This window comes from Moraxella bovoculi (assembly GCF_000988745.2).
In the GTDB taxonomy this organism is placed as follows: domain Bacteria; phylum Pseudomonadota; class Gammaproteobacteria; order Pseudomonadales; family Moraxellaceae; genus Moraxella; species Moraxella bovoculi.
The window spans coordinates 1,105,322-1,125,493 of record NZ_CP011381.2 but is presented as its reverse complement, the minus strand read 5'-3'; the positions used below and the strand labels follow the sequence as shown (position 1 = coordinate 1,125,493).

Sequence of the window (20,172 nt, the reverse complement as noted above, 5' to 3'; positions counted from 1 at the left end):
ATGATAAATACAGTGAAATTACAATTTACATGCACCGCCTGCACAGCCATCATCGATGTCGCTTTGGCTGTCATCTGCGCCATCACGCGTGTTGTGATAGTATAGGGTTTTTACACCAAATTTATAAGCGGTCAGTAGGTCTTGGATCAGCACTTTCATTGGCACTTTATTGCCTTCAAACTTAGAAGGATCATAGTTGGTGTTGGCAGAGATACTTTGGTCGATGAATTTTTGCATGATGCCGACAAGGCGTAGATAGCCGTTGTTGTCAGGCATTTGCCATAGCAATTCATACTGGTCAGCCAGTGATTCGATGTCAGGCACAACTTGCTTTAAGATGCCATCTTTTGATTGCTTGATAGAAACAAGACCTCGAGGCGGCTCGATGCCGTTGGTTGCGTTGGCAATCTGAGAGCTGGTCTCAGATGGCATAAGCGCAGACAGTGTGGAGTTGCGCAGTCCATGTGCCTTGATGTCAGCGCGAAGACCTTCCCAATCAAGGTGTAGTGGCTCGTTGCAGATGCCATCTAGGTCTGACTTATAGGTGTCGATTGGTAGAATGCCTTGACTGTAAGTCGTCTGATCAAACCATGGGCAAGCACCTTGCTCTTGTGCAAGCTTGTTAGAGGCTTTTAATAGATAATATTGCAACGCCTCAAAGGTGCGATGAGTCAAGCCAAGCGCTGCGTTGTCTGAGTAGCGCGTACCATTCTTGGCAAGATAATAAGCGTAGTTGATCACACCAACGCCAAGCGTACGGCGATTCATGCTGCCTTTTTTGGCGGCGATGACAGGGTAGTCTTGGTAGTCTAACAAGGCATCAAGCGCACGCACGATAAGTTCGGCGGGTTCTTCGATCTCAGACAGGTCGTTGATTTTGCCTAAGTTAATCGCAGATAATGTGCACAGAGCAATCTCGCCATTCTCATCGTTGATGTTATCTAGAGGCTTGGTCGGTAGGGCGATTTCCATACATAAGTTTGACTGGCGTATCGGTGCGACTGCAGGGTTGAATGGGCTGTGTGTATTGCAGTGATCGACGTTCTGTACATAGATACGACCTGTGCTCGCACGCTCTTGAAGCATGAGACTAAATAGCTCTCTGGCAGGAATCTTGCGTTTGCGGATGCTTTCATCGTTCTCGTACTGCGTGTATAGGCGCTCAAATTCTGCTTGGTCAGCGAAGAATGCCTCATACAGCCCTGGTACATCTGATGGACTGAACAGAGTGATTTCTTTGTTTTGGATCAGGCGTGCATATAGGGTTTTGTTGATTTGAACGCCGTAATCCATGTGGCGCACGCGGTTGTCTTCAACGCCACGGTTGTTTTTTAGGACGAGTAGGCTTTCAACTTCTAGATGCCACATTGGATAAAATAAAGTCGCTGCACCGCCACGAACACCACCTTGTGAGCAGGATTTAACCGCAGCCTGGAACATTTTGAAGAATGGAATACAGCCTGTGTGCTGCGCTTCACCGCCACGAATTGGCGAACCTAGGGCGCGTATTGCGCCTGCGTTAATGCCAATGCCTGCACGCTGTGAGACATAGCGCACGATGGCAGAAGTGGTGGCGTTGATGCTGTCTAGGTTGTCACCGCACTCAATCAGTACGCACGAGCTGAACTGACGTGTTGGTGTGCGCACGCCCGACATGATGGGCGTTGGCAAAGAGATATAAAAGTTAGACGTCGCATCATAAAAACGCTTCACATAATCCAAACGCTCCGCCTTGTCATAAGCGGCAAACAAACACATACCAACCAGTACATATAGGAACTGCGGGCTTTCATAGACTTGCTTGGTGACGCGGTCTTGAACCAGGTATTTGCCCATCATCTGCTCAACAGCAGCATAAGCAAGATTCATGTCGCGTTCGTGATCGATGTAGTTATTTAGCTCATCGAATTCTTCATAAGTGTAGTCAGCCAAGATGTGCTTGTCATACTTGCCTGCTTCGGTCAATTTAGAGACGTGGTCGTATAGGTGTGGTGGCTCGTAATCGCCATAAGCGATTTTACGCAGATGGAAGATGGCAAGGCGCGCTGCTAAATATTGATAATCTGGTGTCGATGCAGAGATTAAGTCGGCAGCAGCTTTGATAATGGTCTCATGAATGTCCTTGGTGCGAATACCATCATAAAACTGGATGTGTGACTTTAATTCCACTTGGGATACGGATACATCTTTTAGGTCTTTAGCCGCCCAAGTGATGACTTTATGGATTTTCTCTAGGTCAATTGGTTCTGATCTGCCATCGCGTTTGGTGACTTGGATTTTGTCAATATGTACCATGATGTATCCTGCGTATTTCGTCAAAAAATCGTTAAAAATCTTCAGATATGGTGCTTTTTGATGGCTTGATGATATGATTTTTATCAACTTAATCAACCCATCGCATAAAATTTAATCACTATATCTAGGTGTATTCTATTTGATGTAGCACAATATAGCCTAAAAATTTTTAAAATGCTAGCTTGTTTTTTTTGTGATTTTATGAATCTATTTTGGAAAATTTGCGAAAGCTAAATCTGGCAAGGGATGCAGGTTTGTCAAGCGGTTTTTAAAATTTTTTGTGATAAATTTTGTCAAATTTAATGGTTTATCTTTTGATTGCTGGGTAATTTATAAAAAAAATACGCACCCAAAAGGATGCGTATTTTATGGTCTATATTAACAATCAGATTACGCGCTTGCCATCAGACTTGCGTTACCACCAGCAGCCGTGGTGTTGTAGCTTTGGCTGATTTCATGATATAGACGGGTAACGTCTAAGCCGTGAGTGGCATCGATAATGCGGCGAATCGAACCATCTAGGGCGGCTAAGCGTACTTGTTCATCACTTGACATCGATTCTAAGGCGATGATGATGTCATGCGCATCTAAGCCAGCCTGCTCACTCACCACCAGGCTATCCCCGAAGAGATCAACGCTGGCGGCTAAGATATGATTTGGCAAGATGTGTGCTGTGATGCCGTTAGCTGCTAATACCGCCAATGCTTCTACGGATGCAGCTACTGTACCGCCATATAGTGCCACAGAATGCGGTGCACGCCATGATAAGGTATTGCGTTCGCCTGTTGGTCCTGGAAGCACGGTATATGCCTCGTTAAGCGAGTTTTTTCGTGCTTGATCAGCGATGGCTTCCAATGAGTGAAGTTCGGCTACTGATAGGCTTAGGGCTTTTGCAGTGCTAAGCACTTGATTAAGTGCCATCTCATCCACGCGCGCAGGGAAATCAACCTCTGGCGCGTGCCAAGTGTCAAGCTTGCTTAGGCGCTGTAAGTAGAATGGACCGCCAGCTTTAGGGCCTGTGCCACTCATGCCATGACCGCCAAATGGCTGCACACCAACCACCGCGCCAACGATGTTGCGGTTGATGTATACGTTACCTGCCTCGATACGACTGGTAATATTATCAATCGTGCCATCGATGCGGCTGTGGATGCCGTGCGTCAGCGCAAAGCCTTTTTTGTTGATGTTATCGATCAAGTCATTAAGCTCATGCGCATGGAATCGAACAATGTGCAGCACAGGGCCGAATACTTCTTTTTTGAGCTGCGATAGGTTCTTAAGTTCGAATATTACTGGCGCGACGAAGGTGCCTTGGGCGTGTGAGCGTACTTTCACCTCATGATAAGGTGCCGTTTGCTTAAGAGTATTGATGTGGTTAAGCAGGTTCTCTTGGGCTTCTGCATCAATCACAGGACCAACATCCGTTGCTAGATAAGCTGGATTATTCACCACAAGCTCATCCATGGCGCCTTTGATCATCTCGATCATGTGATCAGCGATGTCTTCTTGGATGCATAGAATACGCAGGGCAGAGCAGCGCTGACCAGCTGAGTCAAAGGCAGAGGCTAGTACGTCAGTACATACCTGCTCAGGCAGTGCGGTAGAGTCCACAATCATCGCGTTCATACCACCTGTCTCAGCGATCAATACAGGATTGTCAGTACGTGCAGCTAGGATGGTGTTGATGCGTTTGGCGACATCGGTCGAACCTGTAAAGATCACACCATCAATGCGTGGGTCATTTGTCAATGCCGCGCCCACGTCACCTGCGCCCAGAACAAGTTGAAGCGCGTCCTTTGGTACGCCAGCTTCATGTAGCCACGTCACTGCCAGATGGGCGATGATGCTTGTTTGTTCGGCGGGCTTGGCAACGACGGTGTTACCCGCGGCCAGTGCTGAAACCACTTCACCCACAAAGATGGCAAGCGGGAAGTTCCATGGGCTGATCGCAACGACAGTACCAACTGGACTGTTTAGGTTTAGACGATCGGTCTCATCGGCATAATAACGACAAAAATCAACCGCTTCACGAACTTCTGCGATGGCGTTCGATAAGGTTTTACCAGCCTCGCGTACAGCGATCATCATCAGCAGTGCCATGTGCTTGGGTGATTCTAGCGTATCGGCAAAGCGTCGCAAGATATCAGCGCGCGCTTTTGGTGAAGTGCTTTGCCATGAGCTTTGGGCGCTGATGGCGGCACCAATCACATTAGAGATCGCATCAACCTTAATGAATGATACATGACCGACAATATCGCTGTGATCAGCCGGATTTAGAACGGCGTGCGTTGAGTTGTGTAGCACAGGAATGCTGGTTAGAGACTTAACACTGCCAAAGTCAATGTTAAGTGCAGCATTCATGTCAGCTTGAAGTGCGGATAATACATGCTCATTAGACAAATCAATGCCATAAGAATTAAGTCGCTCGCCGTAGATGTGGCGTGGCTTAGGCGTCAGTGGGTTGGTAGTAATGTTATCAACATCGATCTCATCTAGTGGTGACACAGTCAGCTCATCGATACTTACTTTCTCATCAACGATACGGTTAACGAATGATGAGTTGGCACCATTTTCTAGTAGGCGACGCACTAGGTAGGCAAGCAAAGTCTTATGTGTACCAACTGGTGCATAAATGCGCACGCGACGACCTAGGTTCTTTTCGCCGATAACTTGGTCGTATAGGGTCTCACCCATGCCGTGCAAGCATTGAAATTCAAAATCTTTACCTTCGCCCATCTTATAAATGGTGGCAAGGCTTTGGGCGTTGTGTGTGGCGAATTGTGGGAAAATGGCGTCTTGAGCGGCAAGTAGCTTCTGTGCACATGCAAGATAAGACACGTCGGTGTGAACCTTACGCGTATAGACAGGATAGCCATCCATGCCATCGAATTGTGCCCATTTGATTTCGCTGTCCCAGTATGCGCCTTTAACCAGACGAATCATTAGTTTTTGGTTGTTACGACGCGCCAGATCAATCAGGTAATCAATCACATAAGGGCAGCGTTTTTGATATGCTTGTACAACAAAGCCGATGCCATTAAAGCCTGCCAGATCTGGGTCTGACACCAGTTTTTCCATCAGATCAAGCGACAGTTCTAAGCGGTTGGCTTCTTCAGCATCAATGTTTAGACCGATGTTGTATTCTTTGGCCAGAACGAATAGGGCTTTTAGGCGTGGCAGCAGCTCGTTCATCACGCGGTCGTGTTGAGCGCGGAAGTAGCGTGGATGAATGGCAGATAGCTTAACTGAGATGCCATTGCCATCATACACGCCGCGACCTTGGGCATCTTTGCCAATGGCGTGGATGGCGGTCACATAGTCATTATAATAACGGTCAGCATCTGCCTCGGTCATGGCTGCTTCGCCTAGCATGTCAAAGCTGAAACGATAGCCTAATTTCTCGCGCTCTTTGCCATTATCTAGAGCTTCTTGGATGGTTTGACCTGTGACGAATTGTTTGCCCAGCATCTTCATGGCGTAATTAACACTACCACGGATGAATGGTTCGCCGCCTTTTTGGATTACGCGGGTCAGTGCCGAACCTAGGGATTTTTCGCTGACATCTGAGGTTAGTTTGCCGGTCAGAACAAGGCCCCAAGCCGCAGCATTTACGAACATCGATGGACTGTTGCCGACGTGACTTTTCCAGTCACCATCAGATAATTTATCACGGATAAGTTTGTCGCGCGTGGCGTTATCAGGAATGCGAAGCAGGGCTTCGGCGAGACACATGAGCGCAATGCCTTCCTCGCTAGATAAAGAAAACTCGTGCATCAACGCATCAACGCCTGATGACTTACTGCGGTCAGCTCTTACCTGCGTGATTAGGCGACGCGCCAGATCGGTGATTTCATTTTTTTGTTCTTGGGTAAAATTAAGCGTGTTCGCCAAGTTTTGAACCGCAGTGGGTTCATCTAGACGATAGGCAGACGTGATCGCATCACGCAACGGAGTTTGAACATGCGCAAAGTTAAACATGGGCTTTCCTTCATAAAGTGGTAAAAATAAGCGCTTTATTAGGATATTTTAAAATAATTATTGGTCTGAATAATTATTATGTAAAGGCAGCTTATGACTGATTATTATACCATTATATTGATAAAAATTATCAATATAAAATTTTGACAAACGCAAAAAAGCCAAAAGTACATGCTTTTGGCTTTTTGGATGGAGGGCGCAATTAGCGGATTTCGACGCTTGCGCCATTTTGGATGTTGGCGTGTAATTCTAGCACATCCCAGTTGGTCAGGCGAATGCAGCCAAGTGACGATTGACGGCTGATGCCTTCTGGTTTTGGTGAACCGTGGATGCCGTAGCTTGGTTTGTTTAAACCCATCCATACGACACCAACAGGGCTATTAGGGCCTGGTGGTAGGATGAAGGTTTTTTTGTTGGTTTCGCTCTCGCGGTTTACTGTTGCCTTGTAGTGCGGCATCTTAACCTTGTTAATGACTTTAAATTTACCACTTGGGGTGGCGGTTGCAGCGCTACCGATGGTGGTCGGATAGGTGGCGACTAGGGTATCGCCATCATAGGCGTATAGGATTTTATCATTACGATCAGCGACCACGCGGGTGACGCGACCTTCAAAAGGTTTGCCTGGATTGATGACGGTAATGGTCTCGCCTGCAACGAATTTTTTATTTGGATTAAGTTTCTTTAGGTAAGCAACGTCCATATGAAAACGCTCGCCGAGCATCTCTTGGATGCTCTCATAACCAAGAGCTTTAAGCTTAGAGCGTGATTCGGCATCACTTGGTAGTGCCTTATATAGACCTTTGGTGTCTTCTTTGGTGATGGTGTATGACACCAATACAGGCTGATTTGGATCGATTTTCTTGGTCATCTCTACCCAAGTCGCTTCATCCATCCTGCCGGTAGGCTCTAGATTGCGCATTTTTTGGAAGTTAACCAGTGCTTTTTTACTGTTCATGCCCCAGCCACCATCGACTGGACCAGGAGATGCATGGTTCCAATCAAGCAGTACCTGCATCTTAACAGTCATTGCAGTATTCACCTTCATGTTCGGCGACCACGTTGATTCGTTGACTTGCTTGGCATAGTCTGATAGGTTGACGGTGGTGTAACGTTTGCCGTCTTGCTCGATGCTTTGGATGGCTGAATTATCTACAATAGCTGACTGTACCACCTCACCATCAACGATGTCGCCATCGGTAAGATCTTGGGCGTGCGCCCCCAAACTTAGGGTCAGTAGGGTGGCTGCTAGAAATGTTTTTTTAAGTAGCATAATAATCTTCCAATACGATTAAACCTGCCTATCATAGCACAGTTTTGGTTGGCTTAAAAGTTTTGCTAAATATGTGCCTTTAACGAATCAGCTCGATTGTGCCACTGGCATTGTAGCTAAGTGTTGCTTTTCCGCTTTCTAGGTTTAAGTTCTCGATGTCTGTGCTTTCATCTCGAGCCATCGACATGGCAGTTGGTATTGCATGAGAATAGTAGTTATCGTTATTGCCCAGCTGTACATTCACGATTTTGTAGTCTTTGGCGCCAAAGACCTGGGCGATGGTTGCTGCTTCTTGTTGAAATTGCTTGGCGGCATCCAAGGTCAGCTGTTTTTTTAGATTGTCTTGGGTCTTGTCAGACACATTAAAAGACAAATGATTTAGCGCCATCATGGTCTGTAGATCGGCGATGAGCTGACTTGATTGCTCGAAGTTCTGGCTTTTAATTTGGATGGATGCATTGCCTGTAAAGCCGCTAATATTGTCATTCGAGCCATAGCGCGGATAGGTGCTGTGGCGGCCTGTCGTGGCGATGACATCGGGGTATTTTTTGGCGATGGCAAGGGCATTATTGATGGTATCGTTTAAAGTCTTGGCGATTTCTTTGGCGGTCTTTGCTTCGGTGGTTTTGGTTAAAGTAGCACGCATCTCGTCATTGTCAACTTGTGTCTTCGCTTCAACACTAAAACTGATGCGATTATAATTGTCGCCACTGTGGGCGTGGGCAACACCTAAGGTGCTCATTGCAAGTGCGCTGATGCCAAGTAAGTTGATGATTTTTGACGGTTTGATCATAATAATCCCCATTGCTAAAAATGATTTATTATAAGAGTTAGCGTTCGGATATTTGGTAATTTTGGGTAAAAATAAAGCAGATTTGTGAGTGCTGTTTGTGGCTTATTTTATAAAATTGTAATAAAAAACGCACCAAGGCGGTGCGTCTTCATGAATGGATTAAAGCTTGATTTTGTCTTTTAGTAAGAATTCCATCAGTGCCTTTTGGGCGTGCAGACGGTTCTCCGCCTCATCCCACACCACAGCACGAGGATCATCAAGCAAATCTTCGCTAATCTCTTCACCGCGGTGCGCAGGCAGGCAGTGCATGAACAGCATATCTGCATCAGCAGCGTCTAGGATGGCTTTGTTGACTTGATAATCAGCAAAGTCTTTTTCGCGTTGTTTTTGTTCTTCTTCTTGACCCATGCTCGCCCACGCATCGGTAACGATAAGGTGAGCGCCTTTGGCGGCTTCAAGAGGGTCATCGACCAAAGTCACGCAATGTGCGTATTTATCAAGAAGCTCTTGTTTTGGCTTATAACCGTCCGGTGCGCTAACACGAAGCTTAAAGCCGAACTGATGCGCAGCGATCATATAAGAGGCGCACATGTTGTTGCCATCGCCAACCCACACGACAGTTTTGTCCTTGATGTCGCCTCGATGCTCAAAGAATGTCTGCATGTCTGCCAATAACTGACAAGGATGATAATCGTCGGTCAGTGCGTTAATCACGGGCACGCTAGAGTAGTCGGCAAAAGTCTGCACGCGCTCATGTGCAAAGGTGCGAATCATGACGATGTCCACCATACTGCTGATGACGCGCGCCGAGTCCTCGATCGGTTCACCGCGTCCCAACTGAGTGTCATTCAAAGATAAGAACAGTGCCTGACCACCAAATTGACCCATGCCTGTCTCAAAAGACACGCGCGTTCTAGTGCTTGATTTCTCAAAAATCATCGCAAGCGTGCGACCAACAAAAGGACGATAAATCTCGCCATTATGCTGCATTTTTTTGAGTTCAGAGGCGCGATGGATGACCATGCGTAATTCTTCAGGGCTTAGATCCATTAAGGTAAGAAAGTGGCGAGGGCTGCTCATATCAACTCCTTGTGGGGTGTTTGGCGCATTGGCAAAAATAGTAAAAAAGCAAGTATAACAAAGCTATATTAAAATAACTAGCCTTATCAATAAAAAACCTTATTCTGATAAAGGATTATCCACCAAGGACTCGGTAAGCACTTGACGAATCGGGCGGGCGGTGGTGCGGCACATGAGCTCATAACCAATCGTCCCTGCGCAGGTGGCAATCTCATCAATAGACGGTGCGCCATCTTGACCCCATAGGATGATTTTTGCCCCGACGTCGGCATTCGTGTCGGTCAGATCTACCATCATGATGTCCATGGCGACTCGCCCAACGATGGGTGCGTGGATGATGATGTCATTAACCATGACGCCAACGAATGCCTGCTGAACCACGCGCGGATAGCCGTCGCCATAGCCGCAGCTTACGATGCCGATCCGGCTGGGCTTCGGCGCACGCCATAGAGCGCCGTAGCTGACCGATTCGTCTGTCTCGACGTACTGAACTGCCATAATGTGCGTGCTAAATATCATTGCAGGCTTAAGATTAAGCGTGCGTGCATCGATGTGAGAAAATGGGCTTGAGCCATATAAGGCAATACCTGCACGCACCCAATCATGATGCTGATCTGCATGCTTAAATATACCTGCTGAATTGCATAATGACCCTAGAATGTCAGGGCTTACCGTATCACGCAGTTCATCCAATAGATCATTAAAACGACTGATCTGCCGCGCTGTGATGGGGCTATCATCTTCGTCTGCGCAGGCAAAATGACTGGTTAGAATAAGCTTATACCCTTTGTCGTGTAGTAGCTTGGCGGCAGCGATGATGTCCTGTCTATTAAAGCCAAGGCGGTTCATGCCGGTGTTGTATTTTAGCCAGATGGTGTTGGTGAAGCTGTCAGGATCAGGGGTGTGTTCTAAGGCATCGTTGAGCTGATATTCGTTATGAAGTACCGCGCCAAACCCTTGATTGATGGCAGTCAGCCATTCGTCGGTGCCAAACGCCCCTTCGATGAGTACGATGGGTTTATTGATGCCGACAGTCTGGCAGGTTTTTTTGACTTCTAATGCCTCACTCATGCATGCCACGCCAAACGCGTCGGCCTGTTTTAGGCCTGCCAGTGCATATGACACGCCATGTCCATACGCATTCGCCTTGACCATCGCCATGACTTTGGCGGGTGCTTTGGGATTTAGTGTGTCTTTGATGGTGGATAAGTTATGAGCCAGCGCGCTTTGATCGATGGTCAGTGCGGTGTTTCGCATGAAAGAGTATCCGTATTAATGGTTTATTATTCATCGCCTTCGTAATCTTCAGGCATGTAACCGCCTGCGATGAAATTGGTAAATCGAGTGAACTGACCTTCAAATCGTAAGGGAACAGTGCCAATCGGCCCGTTGCGCTGTTTACCGATGATGATCTCAGCAAAGCCTTTATTATCCGCCTTGTCTTTGTTATAGACTTCATCGCGATAGATGAACATGATGAGGTCGGCATCCTGTTCGATCGCACCTGATTCACGCAGATCCGACATGACAGGACGTTTATTCGGTCGATTCTCTAGGCTTCGGTTAAGCTGAGATAGGGCGACGACAGGGCAGTTCATCTCGCGAGCCAGGGCTTTTAGGCTTCGGCTGATTTCACCGATCTCACCCACGCGGTTGTTCTCCATGCCGGGGACTTTCATGAGCTGCAGGTAGTCGATAATGACCATGCCAAGCCCGCCTTCATGGTTCTTGGCGATGCGTCGACAAGTAGAGCGCACCTCGGTGGGGGGTAGGTTGTTACGGGCATCGACGTATAGATGCTTGTCTTGAAGCATGGTGACGGCGGTTGAGAACTGAGCCCACTCTTGCTCGCTCATGTTGCCTGAGCGCAGATTGGTCTGATTGATCTGCCCAAGCGACGAAAGCATACGCGTGACAATAGATTCAGCAGGCATCTCCATAGAAAATACCACCACAGGCAAGCCTTGCATGAGTACCGATTCTGCCAAATTCATCGCAAAAGTTGTCTTACCCATCGATGGACGAGCCGCCACGACGACCATATCGCCTTTTTGTAGACCTTGAGTTTTGTTGTTAAGTTCTTCAAATGGCGTGGCAAGACCGATCATCGAGCCATCACGTTTTTTGAGTTCATCGAGTTGTACGACGACGTTTTGTAGAATGTCAACGATGTTCCGCGCGCCTTGCTTGCCCACACCGCTTGTGTAATTCTCATTAATGCGAAAAATATCCGCCTCAACCGTGTCTAGAATCTCGCTGACGGTTTGTTTTTTGGGATGGTAGGCGAGATTTAGCATGTTATTTGCCGCCTTGATCAGCTGGCGGTACACCGAAAACTCACGCACGCGCTCAGCATAAGGCACAAGGTTGAACAGCGTCGCAGGACTTTGGTTAATCTGCATCAGGTACTCTTCACCGCCAGCAGCGTTCAGCAGGTTCTGTGCGTTTAGATAGTCATGCACCATCAGACTGTCATAAGGCTGATTCACTCTAGATAAGTGTGTGATGGCGCGAAAAATGTGCTTATGACGCTCCCCATAAAAATCCTCATCTCTGATGATGCTGTCCACTTTCTCAAAAGACTCATCAATGCTCATCAATGACGCAAGCAAAGCTCGCTCAATCTCAATGTTGTGCGGTGGCTGTAGGCTCAACAGATCATCGCCAGCGCTTGATGTGGCAGGCGCTAATTTATCTTTGTTATTCTTGAAGGCGCTGATCGCATTCTCAAAGGCGGAATTCACGGCTTTGGCGGTGTCTTGTAAATCGGTCATGATGAATCGAGATGGTGACAATGATGGGTGCAAATTTTAGCATAAAAGCAAAATAAAAGCGGTATAATAACGGTAAAATTTAATGATTAAAAGCGAATATTTAATAAGGAAAAGTTATCCATGAATGTCCAAACCTCCCACATAAAGCCGCTACTTATCACCACTGGCGAGCCAGCCGGCATTGGCATGGATATCGTGATCGACGTGCTTTGTCATCATGGTGATGTGCTACCAAAGCCGATTTTTATCACGGCTGACATACACGCATGGCAAGAGCGTATCACAATGCTCCAAGAAGTGGGTAAAATTAGCCATGCGCCAAGCTTTGGGGTGATTGAGCTTGATGACATTATACATGGTGGCGATTTGCTGGATTTGGCTCAGGCGTCATCAACAAAGCAAGATGTATTTATTATTAATGTATCATGCAAATACAAAGTAAATGCGGGCGAATTATGCACTCATAACGCCCCAATGGTGGAGAAGCAGTTGAGGATTGCTCATCTTTTGGCAAATGATGGCATCATCGGGGCGATCGTTACCGCCCCGATCCAAAAATCAGTCCTCATCGATGCCGATGTACGCCTAGATAGCGGCGAGATGTTCAGCGGTCATACCGAGTACTTTATGCATAAGGCAGGGTGTGATAAGGTAGTGATGATGCTTGCCAATGCCAAAATGCGTGTGGCGCTTGTTACCACACATATTCCCCTGAGGGACGTGGCGAATGCAGTTACACGCGATGAAGTTCGTCAGACCGTCGTGATTACAGAGCAAGCCATGCGCACGCAGTTTGGCATTAAGCACCCTAAGATCTTAGTGTGCGGACTCAATCCACACGCGGGGGAGAGCGGCCATCTGGGCAATGAAGAGATGATGACCATCAACCCTGTACTACAAGAATTCATTGATGATGGGGTGGACATTAGTCTTGCCATGCCTGCTGATACATTATTTACTGATAAATATCTGCAATCAGCCGATGCCATCATCGCCATGTATCACGACCAAGGACTTGCTCCCTTAAAGTCGCACGGTTTTGGCGACACGGTTAATATTACGCTGGGCTTGCCTTATGTGCGTACGTCCGTTGACCACGGCACGGCGCTGGATCTAGCTGGCACAGGCAAGGCGAGCGCAAGCAGTCTCATTCAGGCCATTCTCATTGCGCGTCAAATGTGCAGCTAAATCATCAAAATCGCAGGACACCTTTATCGGTTATCACCATATCTACGCCCTTATCCCACTCGTTAACCATTAAATTTTCAACAACTTGAAAATGATAGCACCAACCCACTTTTAAGCCATGAAAGCGGGCAAAGGTGCGGTCATAAAATCCACCTCCCATGCCAAGTCGATTGCCACACTTATCCACAGCCACAAGCGGGCAAATAATCATGTCCATGTTATCTGCACTTATGCCATATCTGGCAAAGGGTTCTTTCATGCCAAGTTTGTGGCGTTTTAGGGGTGTTTTGGCTAATGGCAAAAACACAGGGGTAAAGCGTAAAGGCTTATTCTTAATGGTAATGGGTAAAAACGGCGTAAAACCATGCTTTTGACAAAATGCCAAAATCGGTGCGGTGGGCAATTCGCCAAAATCGTCCAAATACAGCCCAATCTTGGCATTTTTGGGCAAATAAGGTAATAGCTTGGACAAATATAAACTTGCTGATAGGGCGGCAAACTGTCGTTGCTTGGTGGTAAGATCTCTTCTTTGTCGGCGAATTTTTTTTCTTAATAAGGCGTTATCCATGAGTTTTTCCAATTGGTATTATAAATTTTATCATTTAATAATGAGAATGATTTATGATTGAAAATTGTTTTTGATGGTGTTATAGTAACATCAACATTTTAGCAGTTTTTATCCACCACACAAGGAAAATTTATGACCGAATTTCGTATTGAAAAAGACACCATGGGCGAAGTGCAAGTCCCTGCCAATGCCTATTTTGGAGCTCAAACTCAGCGTAGCCGTGATAATTTTAAAATCGGGGGCGAGACCCTGCCACGTCCACTCATTGTCGCTATGGCAACCGTCAAAAAAGCTGCTGCCATTAGCAATGCCGAGCTTGGACGTATTGAAAATAGCCAAAAAGACTTAATTGTACAAGCCACCGATGAGGTGATTGCAGGCGGGCTTGCTGACCAGTTTCCGCTCGTGGTATGGCAAACAGGCTCTGGCACGCAGTCCAATATGAACATGAATGAAGTCATCGCCAACCGAGCCAATGAAATCGCAGGCAATCCAAAAGGCACTTATAAGCCCGTCCACCCCAACGACCATGTAAACCACGCCCAATCCACCAACGACAGCTTCCCCACCGCCATTCGTGTGGCGGCAGCGGTTGAGATTAACCGCTCACTTATCCCTGCCGTCAAGGCGTTGCGTGATACGCTTACCAAAAAGTCTGCCGACTTTGCAGGCATCGTCAAAATCGGACGCACCCATTTGCAAGATGCCACACCGCTCACCTTGGGGCAAGAATTTAGCGGTTATGTGGCGCAGCTTGATTTGGCACTGGTAAGAATTGACAACGCTTTGCAAGGCTTGTATCAGTTGCCCCTTGGTGGTACTGCTGTGGGCACAGGGCTAAATAGCCACCCTGACTATGCCGTCAAATCTGCCCAAAAAATTAGCGAATTGACAGGTTTGCCCTTTGTCACTGCTCCTAATAAATTTGAAGCTCTAGCAAGCCGTGATGCTGAAGTGTTTGCCTCTGGAGCATTAAAAACCTTGGCAGGTAGCCTAAATAAAATCGCCAATGACATCCGCTGGCTATCTAGCGGCCCTCGTTGTGGTCTGGGCGAGATTACCATTCCTGAGAATGAGCCAGGATCATCTATCATGCCAGGCAAAGTAAACCCCACGCAGTCAGAAGCCATGACCATGGTGGTTGCTCAGGTCATGGGCAACGATGTAACGATAAGCATGGCAGGGGCGAGCGGTAATTTTGAGCTTAATGTCTTCATGCCTGTCATCGGCTATAATCTACTACAATCCATTCGCCTGCTTGCGGACGCTTGCAACAGCTTTAATGACAACTGTGCGGTAGGCATTGAACCAAATCGTGAAAAGATTGATTATTTTTTACATAACTCACTCATGCTGGTAACTGCCCTAAACCGTCATGTAGGCTATGAAAATGCTGCCAAAATTGCCAAAACCGCTTATAAAGAAAATAAAACTTTGAAACAAGTGGCGGTGGAGCTTGGGCTATTGACCGAGCAAGAATTTGATGAATGGGTACGACCAGAAGACATGGTTGCACCGAAGTAATCAAAAATCAAGGGTATGTAAATAAGGGCGAGTGATGAACCGACCCAAATCTTAGACACAAGATTAAAGGTTGGGTCAATAAAGCTAAGTGGTTTGACCAAGGACTAAGTTTCTGTATCTGACAGGACTTAGTCCTTTTAGTTTGGTCTTTATTCTATCATAATTGTAATAATGAATGTACCCATCAATCGTTGTTTTGAGTTCATTGATGGATGTAAAGTTGGTTTGTACCGGTACACTTCTTGGCAGGTTTGAAATTGCCAGTAGGTTGTTAAGTTTGTGTTTATGCCTTAATTCTTGAACAATTAGGACTTGTTCTTTAATTGTTCCTTTTGACGAATTAAGACATCTAGCTTTTTAGGTAGTCGTTTTCTGCTCTAAGATAGGCAAGTTCAGCAAGTAAGTCATCAACGCTTTTTTCATTGTCTGGTTTGGCTTGAAGACTTTAACCAGTTTGACAGTAAAGCAGGTTGTGGTAGATTGAGCTCTGTGGAAAGCTGAGTTAGGGATTTGCCATTTTGAATTTGTTTGATTGCGTTAAGTTTAGAGTCTGTGTCATAGATGGCTTTGGTACTTCGTCTTTGAATACCATCAATGCCATGTTTTTGATAGAGTTTGACCCAGTGTTCAACAATGCTGTCTGTGGATAGGTTAAACTGTTTAGCGGTTTGCTTGTAACTGTGTCCGTTTAGATAATATGCTATTACAGACAGCTAAAGTCGGTTGTGTATTTTGCCATAGAAAGCACCCCAGAGGTCAGTGTGAGTGGCAAGCTTTGGGGTGCGGTTCATTTTTGACACGCTTTTATTTTGGGATAAATCACTTAGGAAACACAGGGCGGCTGCCAGGGGTTTCACGATTTAAGTGCAAAAACGCCCGATGACGCTCGTATTTGTCAAGCACATCATTGATGACTTGCTCGCTGTTAAAGCCTGACAAATCATTGCCTTGCAAACCTTCAAACAAATACGTCTCCAAGCGATAATAAAACTCTTGCCCATCATCAACCGTTGGACGCTCTGGCACAGGGTATTTTACGGGGACGATGCCATACACGAAGTTATACTCGTCCTTATAATCCACGGTCAGCATATGTTGCATAAGGCTTGGCTCATTGTCCAAGGCGACCGATTCCACCCGCACCGACAGTCCCTTTTGGCGTAGAGCGTCCGCCACGTCAGTTAGGGCAGGCAGGCAGACATTTGTCATCATCGCTTTTGTCTCTGGGGTGTCAGGATAGGCGGTAATGCGGTGCAGACGATTTTGCCAGTCGCTCACGTCCACGCCCCCTGCCACAGGTACGGCATTGATTTTGGTAATCTCTTCTCTAAAATCTTCAAGGCGTAACGACTTAAACAGCCCCACCATGACAAAAAACATGACAAAGCTAAATGGCAAGCCCATGACAATAGTCGCCTTTTGTAGGGCGGTGATACCGTCCGTCATCAGCATGGCAGCGGTCAGCATGCCGATTGCCACCGCCCAGAACAGGCGTATCCAAATGGGGGGTGTGTCGGTGTTTTTTTGGCTTTTAAAGCTAAAATTACTAAGCACGATCGCCCCAGAATCTGCCGATGTTACATAAAACAAAAGTCCTGAGACAAAGGCGATGATTGCCGTTACCGAGAACCACGGATAAGTGGATAACAGCTCATAAAAACCAATCTCAGGGCGTGCGATGATCTTTTCGGCAAAGGCAAGGTTGCCTCCTAAGACTTCATTTAAGGCACTGTTGCCCATGACTGAAAGCCAAGCAAGCGTAAACACAAAGGGAATGGACAAGGTGCCGATGACAAATTCACGAATGGTACGACCCTTTGAGATTTGAGCCAAAAACAGTCCCACAAAAGGTGACCACGCAATCCACCACGCCCAAAAGAACAGCGTCCAGTCTTGAATCCATTGTTTTTGTTCGGGCGTTTGGTTGTAGGCAAAAGTGTCTAGTGTCAAAGTTGGAAAACGGCTAAGATAGTCGCCCACGTTCATGACAATGGCGTTTAGCAAAAATTCGGTATTGCCCAAAAACAGCACAAACAGGGTAAGTCCCAAGGCAAAATAAATGTTAAGCTCCGATAGGATTTTGATGCCCTTGGATGCCCCTGTGGTTGCCGACACAATAGTAATGGCGACCGCTAGGGCGATAAGCACAATTTGCCAAAGTAAGTTTTCAGGCAAATCAAAAATAACGTGCAGACCGTAGTTTAATTGCACAACCCCGATACCGCAAGTGGTGGCAATACCAAAAATCGTCCCCAAAATCGCCGCCACGTCCACAGCATGACCGGCAGGTCCATCAATCTTTTTGCCAATCATGGGGTACAATGCCGAGCGAATGGTTAGGGGTAGATTGTAGCGGTAGGTAAAATAGCCAAGGGCAATGCCCACCAACGCATACATACACCAACCTGTCAGTCCATAGTGAAAAATCGTCCACATCAAGGCTTCACGAGCCGCCTGTGTGGTCTGACCGTCCCCAACAGGCGGATTCATGTACTGCATGATAGGCTCTGCCACCGAAAAAAACATGATGTCAATGCCAATCCCTGCGGCAAACAGCATGGACGACCACGTCAAAAGACTGTACTTGGGTTGGGAGTGCTTGGGACCTAGCTTGATGTTGCCATAGCGAGAGCAGGCGATAAACAGCACAAAAATGATATACACCGATGCGGCAAAAAAGTAATACCAACCAAAAGTGGTACTTACCCACGCCAGCACACCGTCCAAAATGGCGGACGCGCTGTCATTAAACATCATGGTATATAAGCTAAAAAAGACGATAATCACCGCCGAACAGATAAACACCGTTCGGTTTAGGTGACCGTCTTTGGATTTGGTATCTTCCATAGTGTTACCTTCCAAGTTCGTTAATGATATAAAATTGCTAGGGCGTACTAAGTTTTCATCTTATTTTATGAGAATGTTATCAAGGTTTAACACACCCTAAATGGTTTTTAAAAAACCTAATAAATTTACAAAACGTTTACAAAAATCAATTTGAAATATACAATCATTTTACACAAATTAAACAAAAAAGTCATTAAAAATCAATTATTTGCGTTATAGGTGATTTTTTGTTATCATAACCTATCTCTTTGGTTTCATCAACCTTTGAATAAAATTTATAAGTTTTGATGATAAATTTTTAAAAATATAGGAGTCTTGTTATGGCATTGCCATCACTACCAAACGTAGAACAAACATCACTATACATCGGCGGAAAGTATGCATCCGCCAGTAGCGGGGAGTTTTTTGAGACGGTCAATCCTGCTACAGCAGACACGCTTGCCAAACTGCAAAGTGCTTCGAAAGCGGACGTGGATAAAGCGGTACAAAGTGCCAAAGAAGGACAAAAAATCTGGGCAAGCATGACAGCGGTGGAGCGTTCTCGGATACTGCTAAAAGCGGTGGCAATTTTGCGTGAACAAAACGACGAGCTGGCACGCCTTGAGACGGCGGACACAGGCAAGGCAATCAGTGAGACCGCTCATGTGGATATCGTTACAGGGGCGGACGTCTTGGAGTATTATGCAGGGCTTGCCACCGCCGTTGAAGGAGTGCAAGTGCCACTTCGCACGGGCAAAGAAGGAAGCTTTTTTTATACTCAAAGAGAACCGCTTGGCGTGGTGGCAGGGATTGGGGCGTGGAATTATCCCATTCAAATCGCCCTATGGAAATCCGCCCCTGCCTTGGCATCTGGTAATGCCATGATTTTTAAGCCGAGTGAAGTTACGCCTTTGACCGCACTAAAACTTGCCGAGATTTATACCCAAGCTGGCGTGCCTGACGGGGTGTTTAATGTCGTGCAAGGTGGTGGTGATGTGGGGGTGTATCTGACCGAACACCCTGACATTGCCAAAATCTCATTTACAGGCTCGGTGGCAACAGGCAAAAAAGTGATGAGCCTTGCAGGAGCATCATCACTAAAAGACGTAACCATGGAGCTTGGCGGTAAGTCGCCTTTGATTGTTTGTGATGATGCCGACATTGAGCTGGCGGCGGACGTGGCGATGATGGCAAACTTTTATAGCACAGGACAAGTGTGTACCAATGGCACACGAGTTTTTGTGCCAAGTGTCAAAAAACACGCCTTTGAACAAGCCATTTTGGCACGCCTGCCCAAAGTTCGCTTGGGCAACCCAACTGATGGGACAACCAACATGGGGCCTTTGGTGAGCTTTGCCCACATGGAGCGAGTGCTTGATTATATGGAGCAGGGCAAAAAAGCAGGGGCAACGGTGCTGTTTGGTGGACGACGTGCGGTGGCGGATGATTTTGTCGAGCATGGCGAGTCGCTGTCCAAGGGGGCGTTTGTGCTACCGACCGTCTTTACTGATTGCACCGATGAGATGAGTATTGTTACCGATGAGATTTTTGGACCCGTCATGAGTATTTTGACTTATGATGATGAAGATGAAGCGATAGAGCGTGCCAATGACACGATTTTTGGCTTGGCAGGGGGCGTGGTTACGTCTGATTTAAATAAAGCTCATCGCATTACCCACGCCTTGCAAGCGGGCATTTGCTGGGTCAATACATGGGGCGAGTCGGACGCTAAAATGCCTGTGGGTGGCTATAAGCAATCAGGTGTTGGGCGTGAAAACGGGATGATGACACTGGATTATTACACCCAAGTCAAAGCCATTCAGGTGGAGATGGGTAAATTTGAATCCATTTTTAAATAATATCAATCAAAACTTAT

13 protein-coding genes and 1 pseudogene are annotated in these 20,172 nt (G+C 46.6%); 3 read left to right on the top strand and 11 right to left on the bottom strand.

Annotation, left to right across the window (positions count from 1 at the left end):
- Nucleotides 1-18 precede the first annotated feature (18 nt).
- The 7 genes from nrdA to dnaB form a co-directional block, all read right to left on the bottom strand.
- The gene (nrdA, locus tag AAX10_RS05015) at nucleotides 19-2,295 is read right to left on the bottom strand and encodes a class 1a ribonucleoside-diphosphate reductase subunit alpha (RefSeq protein WP_036362823.1); all 2,277 of its coding nucleotides are present in this window, start codon (nucleotides 2,293-2,295) and stop codon (nucleotides 19-21) included.
- A gap of 390 nt (nucleotides 2,296-2,685) precedes the next feature.
- Nucleotides 2,686-6,273: a bifunctional proline dehydrogenase/L-glutamate gamma-semialdehyde dehydrogenase PutA gene (gene putA / locus AAX10_RS05010; RefSeq protein WP_046700024.1), complete on the bottom strand. Its 3,588-nt coding sequence runs from the start codon at nucleotides 6,271-6,273 to the stop codon at nucleotides 2,686-2,688.
- Nucleotides 6,274-6,475: 202 nt separating this feature from the next.
- Nucleotides 6,476-7,543 carry a L,D-transpeptidase family protein gene (locus tag AAX10_RS05005; RefSeq protein WP_046700023.1) on the bottom strand — a complete coding sequence of 356 codons (1,068 nt, stop codon included), beginning with the start codon at nucleotides 7,541-7,543 and terminating at the stop codon, nucleotides 6,476-6,478.
- 79 nt (nucleotides 7,544-7,622) lie between these two features.
- A complete protein-coding gene (locus AAX10_RS05000) occupies nucleotides 7,623-8,336 on the bottom strand; it encodes an SIMPL domain-containing protein (RefSeq protein ID WP_046700022.1) in 714 nt (237 codons plus the stop codon).
- Between the two features lie 159 nt (nucleotides 8,337-8,495).
- Complete coding sequence (gene argF, locus AAX10_RS04995; protein ID WP_036362813.1) at nucleotides 8,496-9,416, bottom strand: ornithine carbamoyltransferase; 921 nt, start codon at nucleotides 9,414-9,416, stop codon at nucleotides 8,496-8,498.
- A gap of 99 nt (nucleotides 9,417-9,515) precedes the next feature.
- The gene (gene alr / locus AAX10_RS04990) at nucleotides 9,516-10,673 is read right to left on the bottom strand and encodes an alanine racemase (RefSeq protein ID WP_046700021.1); all 1,158 of its coding nucleotides are present in this window, start codon (nucleotides 10,671-10,673) and stop codon (nucleotides 9,516-9,518) included.
- A gap of 26 nt (nucleotides 10,674-10,699) precedes the next feature.
- The gene (gene dnaB / locus AAX10_RS04985) at nucleotides 10,700-12,190 is read right to left on the bottom strand and encodes a replicative DNA helicase (protein ID WP_080947052.1); all 1,491 of its coding nucleotides are present in this window, start codon (nucleotides 12,188-12,190) and stop codon (nucleotides 10,700-10,702) included.
- A 120-nt stretch (nucleotides 12,191-12,310) separates the two neighbouring features.
- On the opposite strand from dnaB, the gene pdxA reads away from it, so the two are divergent.
- Nucleotides 12,311-13,378, top strand: coding sequence for a 4-hydroxythreonine-4-phosphate dehydrogenase PdxA (gene pdxA / locus AAX10_RS04980; protein ID WP_046700020.1), 1,068 nt, complete (start codon nucleotides 12,311-12,313; stop codon nucleotides 13,376-13,378).
- 4 nt (nucleotides 13,379-13,382) lie between these two features.
- On the opposite strand, the gene AAX10_RS04975 is transcribed toward pdxA, so the two are convergent.
- The gene (locus AAX10_RS04975) at nucleotides 13,383-13,946 is read right to left on the bottom strand and encodes a 5-formyltetrahydrofolate cyclo-ligase (RefSeq protein WP_046700019.1); all 564 of its coding nucleotides are present in this window, start codon (nucleotides 13,944-13,946) and stop codon (nucleotides 13,383-13,385) included.
- A gap of 132 nt (nucleotides 13,947-14,078) precedes the next feature.
- Between AAX10_RS04975 and fumC the strand changes: the two genes are divergently transcribed.
- On the top strand, nucleotides 14,079-15,470 hold the full coding sequence (fumC, locus tag AAX10_RS04970; protein ID WP_046700018.1) for a class II fumarate hydratase: 1,392 nt from the start codon (nucleotides 14,079-14,081) through the stop codon (nucleotides 15,468-15,470).
- An 84-nt stretch (nucleotides 15,471-15,554) separates the two neighbouring features.
- Here fumC and AAX10_RS10290 read toward each other — a convergent pair.
- From AAX10_RS10290 to betT, 3 genes and pseudogenes are all read right to left on the bottom strand, one after another.
- Nucleotides 15,555-15,695 (bottom strand): annotated as a pseudogene (locus tag AAX10_RS10290) (IS3 family transposase); the annotation flags it as partial.
- Between the two features lie 194 nt (nucleotides 15,696-15,889).
- Complete coding sequence (locus tag AAX10_RS10595; protein ID WP_226997835.1) at nucleotides 15,890-16,174, bottom strand: helix-turn-helix domain-containing protein; 285 nt, start codon at nucleotides 16,172-16,174, stop codon at nucleotides 15,890-15,892.
- A gap of 115 nt (nucleotides 16,175-16,289) precedes the next feature.
- Entirely contained in the window at nucleotides 16,290-18,317 is a 2,028-nt protein-coding gene (gene betT / locus AAX10_RS04955) for a choline BCCT transporter BetT (protein ID WP_046700017.1), read from the bottom strand.
- A gap of 320 nt (nucleotides 18,318-18,637) precedes the next feature.
- On the opposite strand from betT, the gene betB reads away from it, so the two are divergent.
- Complete coding sequence (gene betB, locus AAX10_RS04950; RefSeq protein WP_046700016.1) at nucleotides 18,638-20,155, top strand: betaine-aldehyde dehydrogenase; 1,518 nt, start codon at nucleotides 18,638-18,640, stop codon at nucleotides 20,153-20,155.
- Nucleotides 20,156-20,172 lie beyond the last annotated feature (17 nt).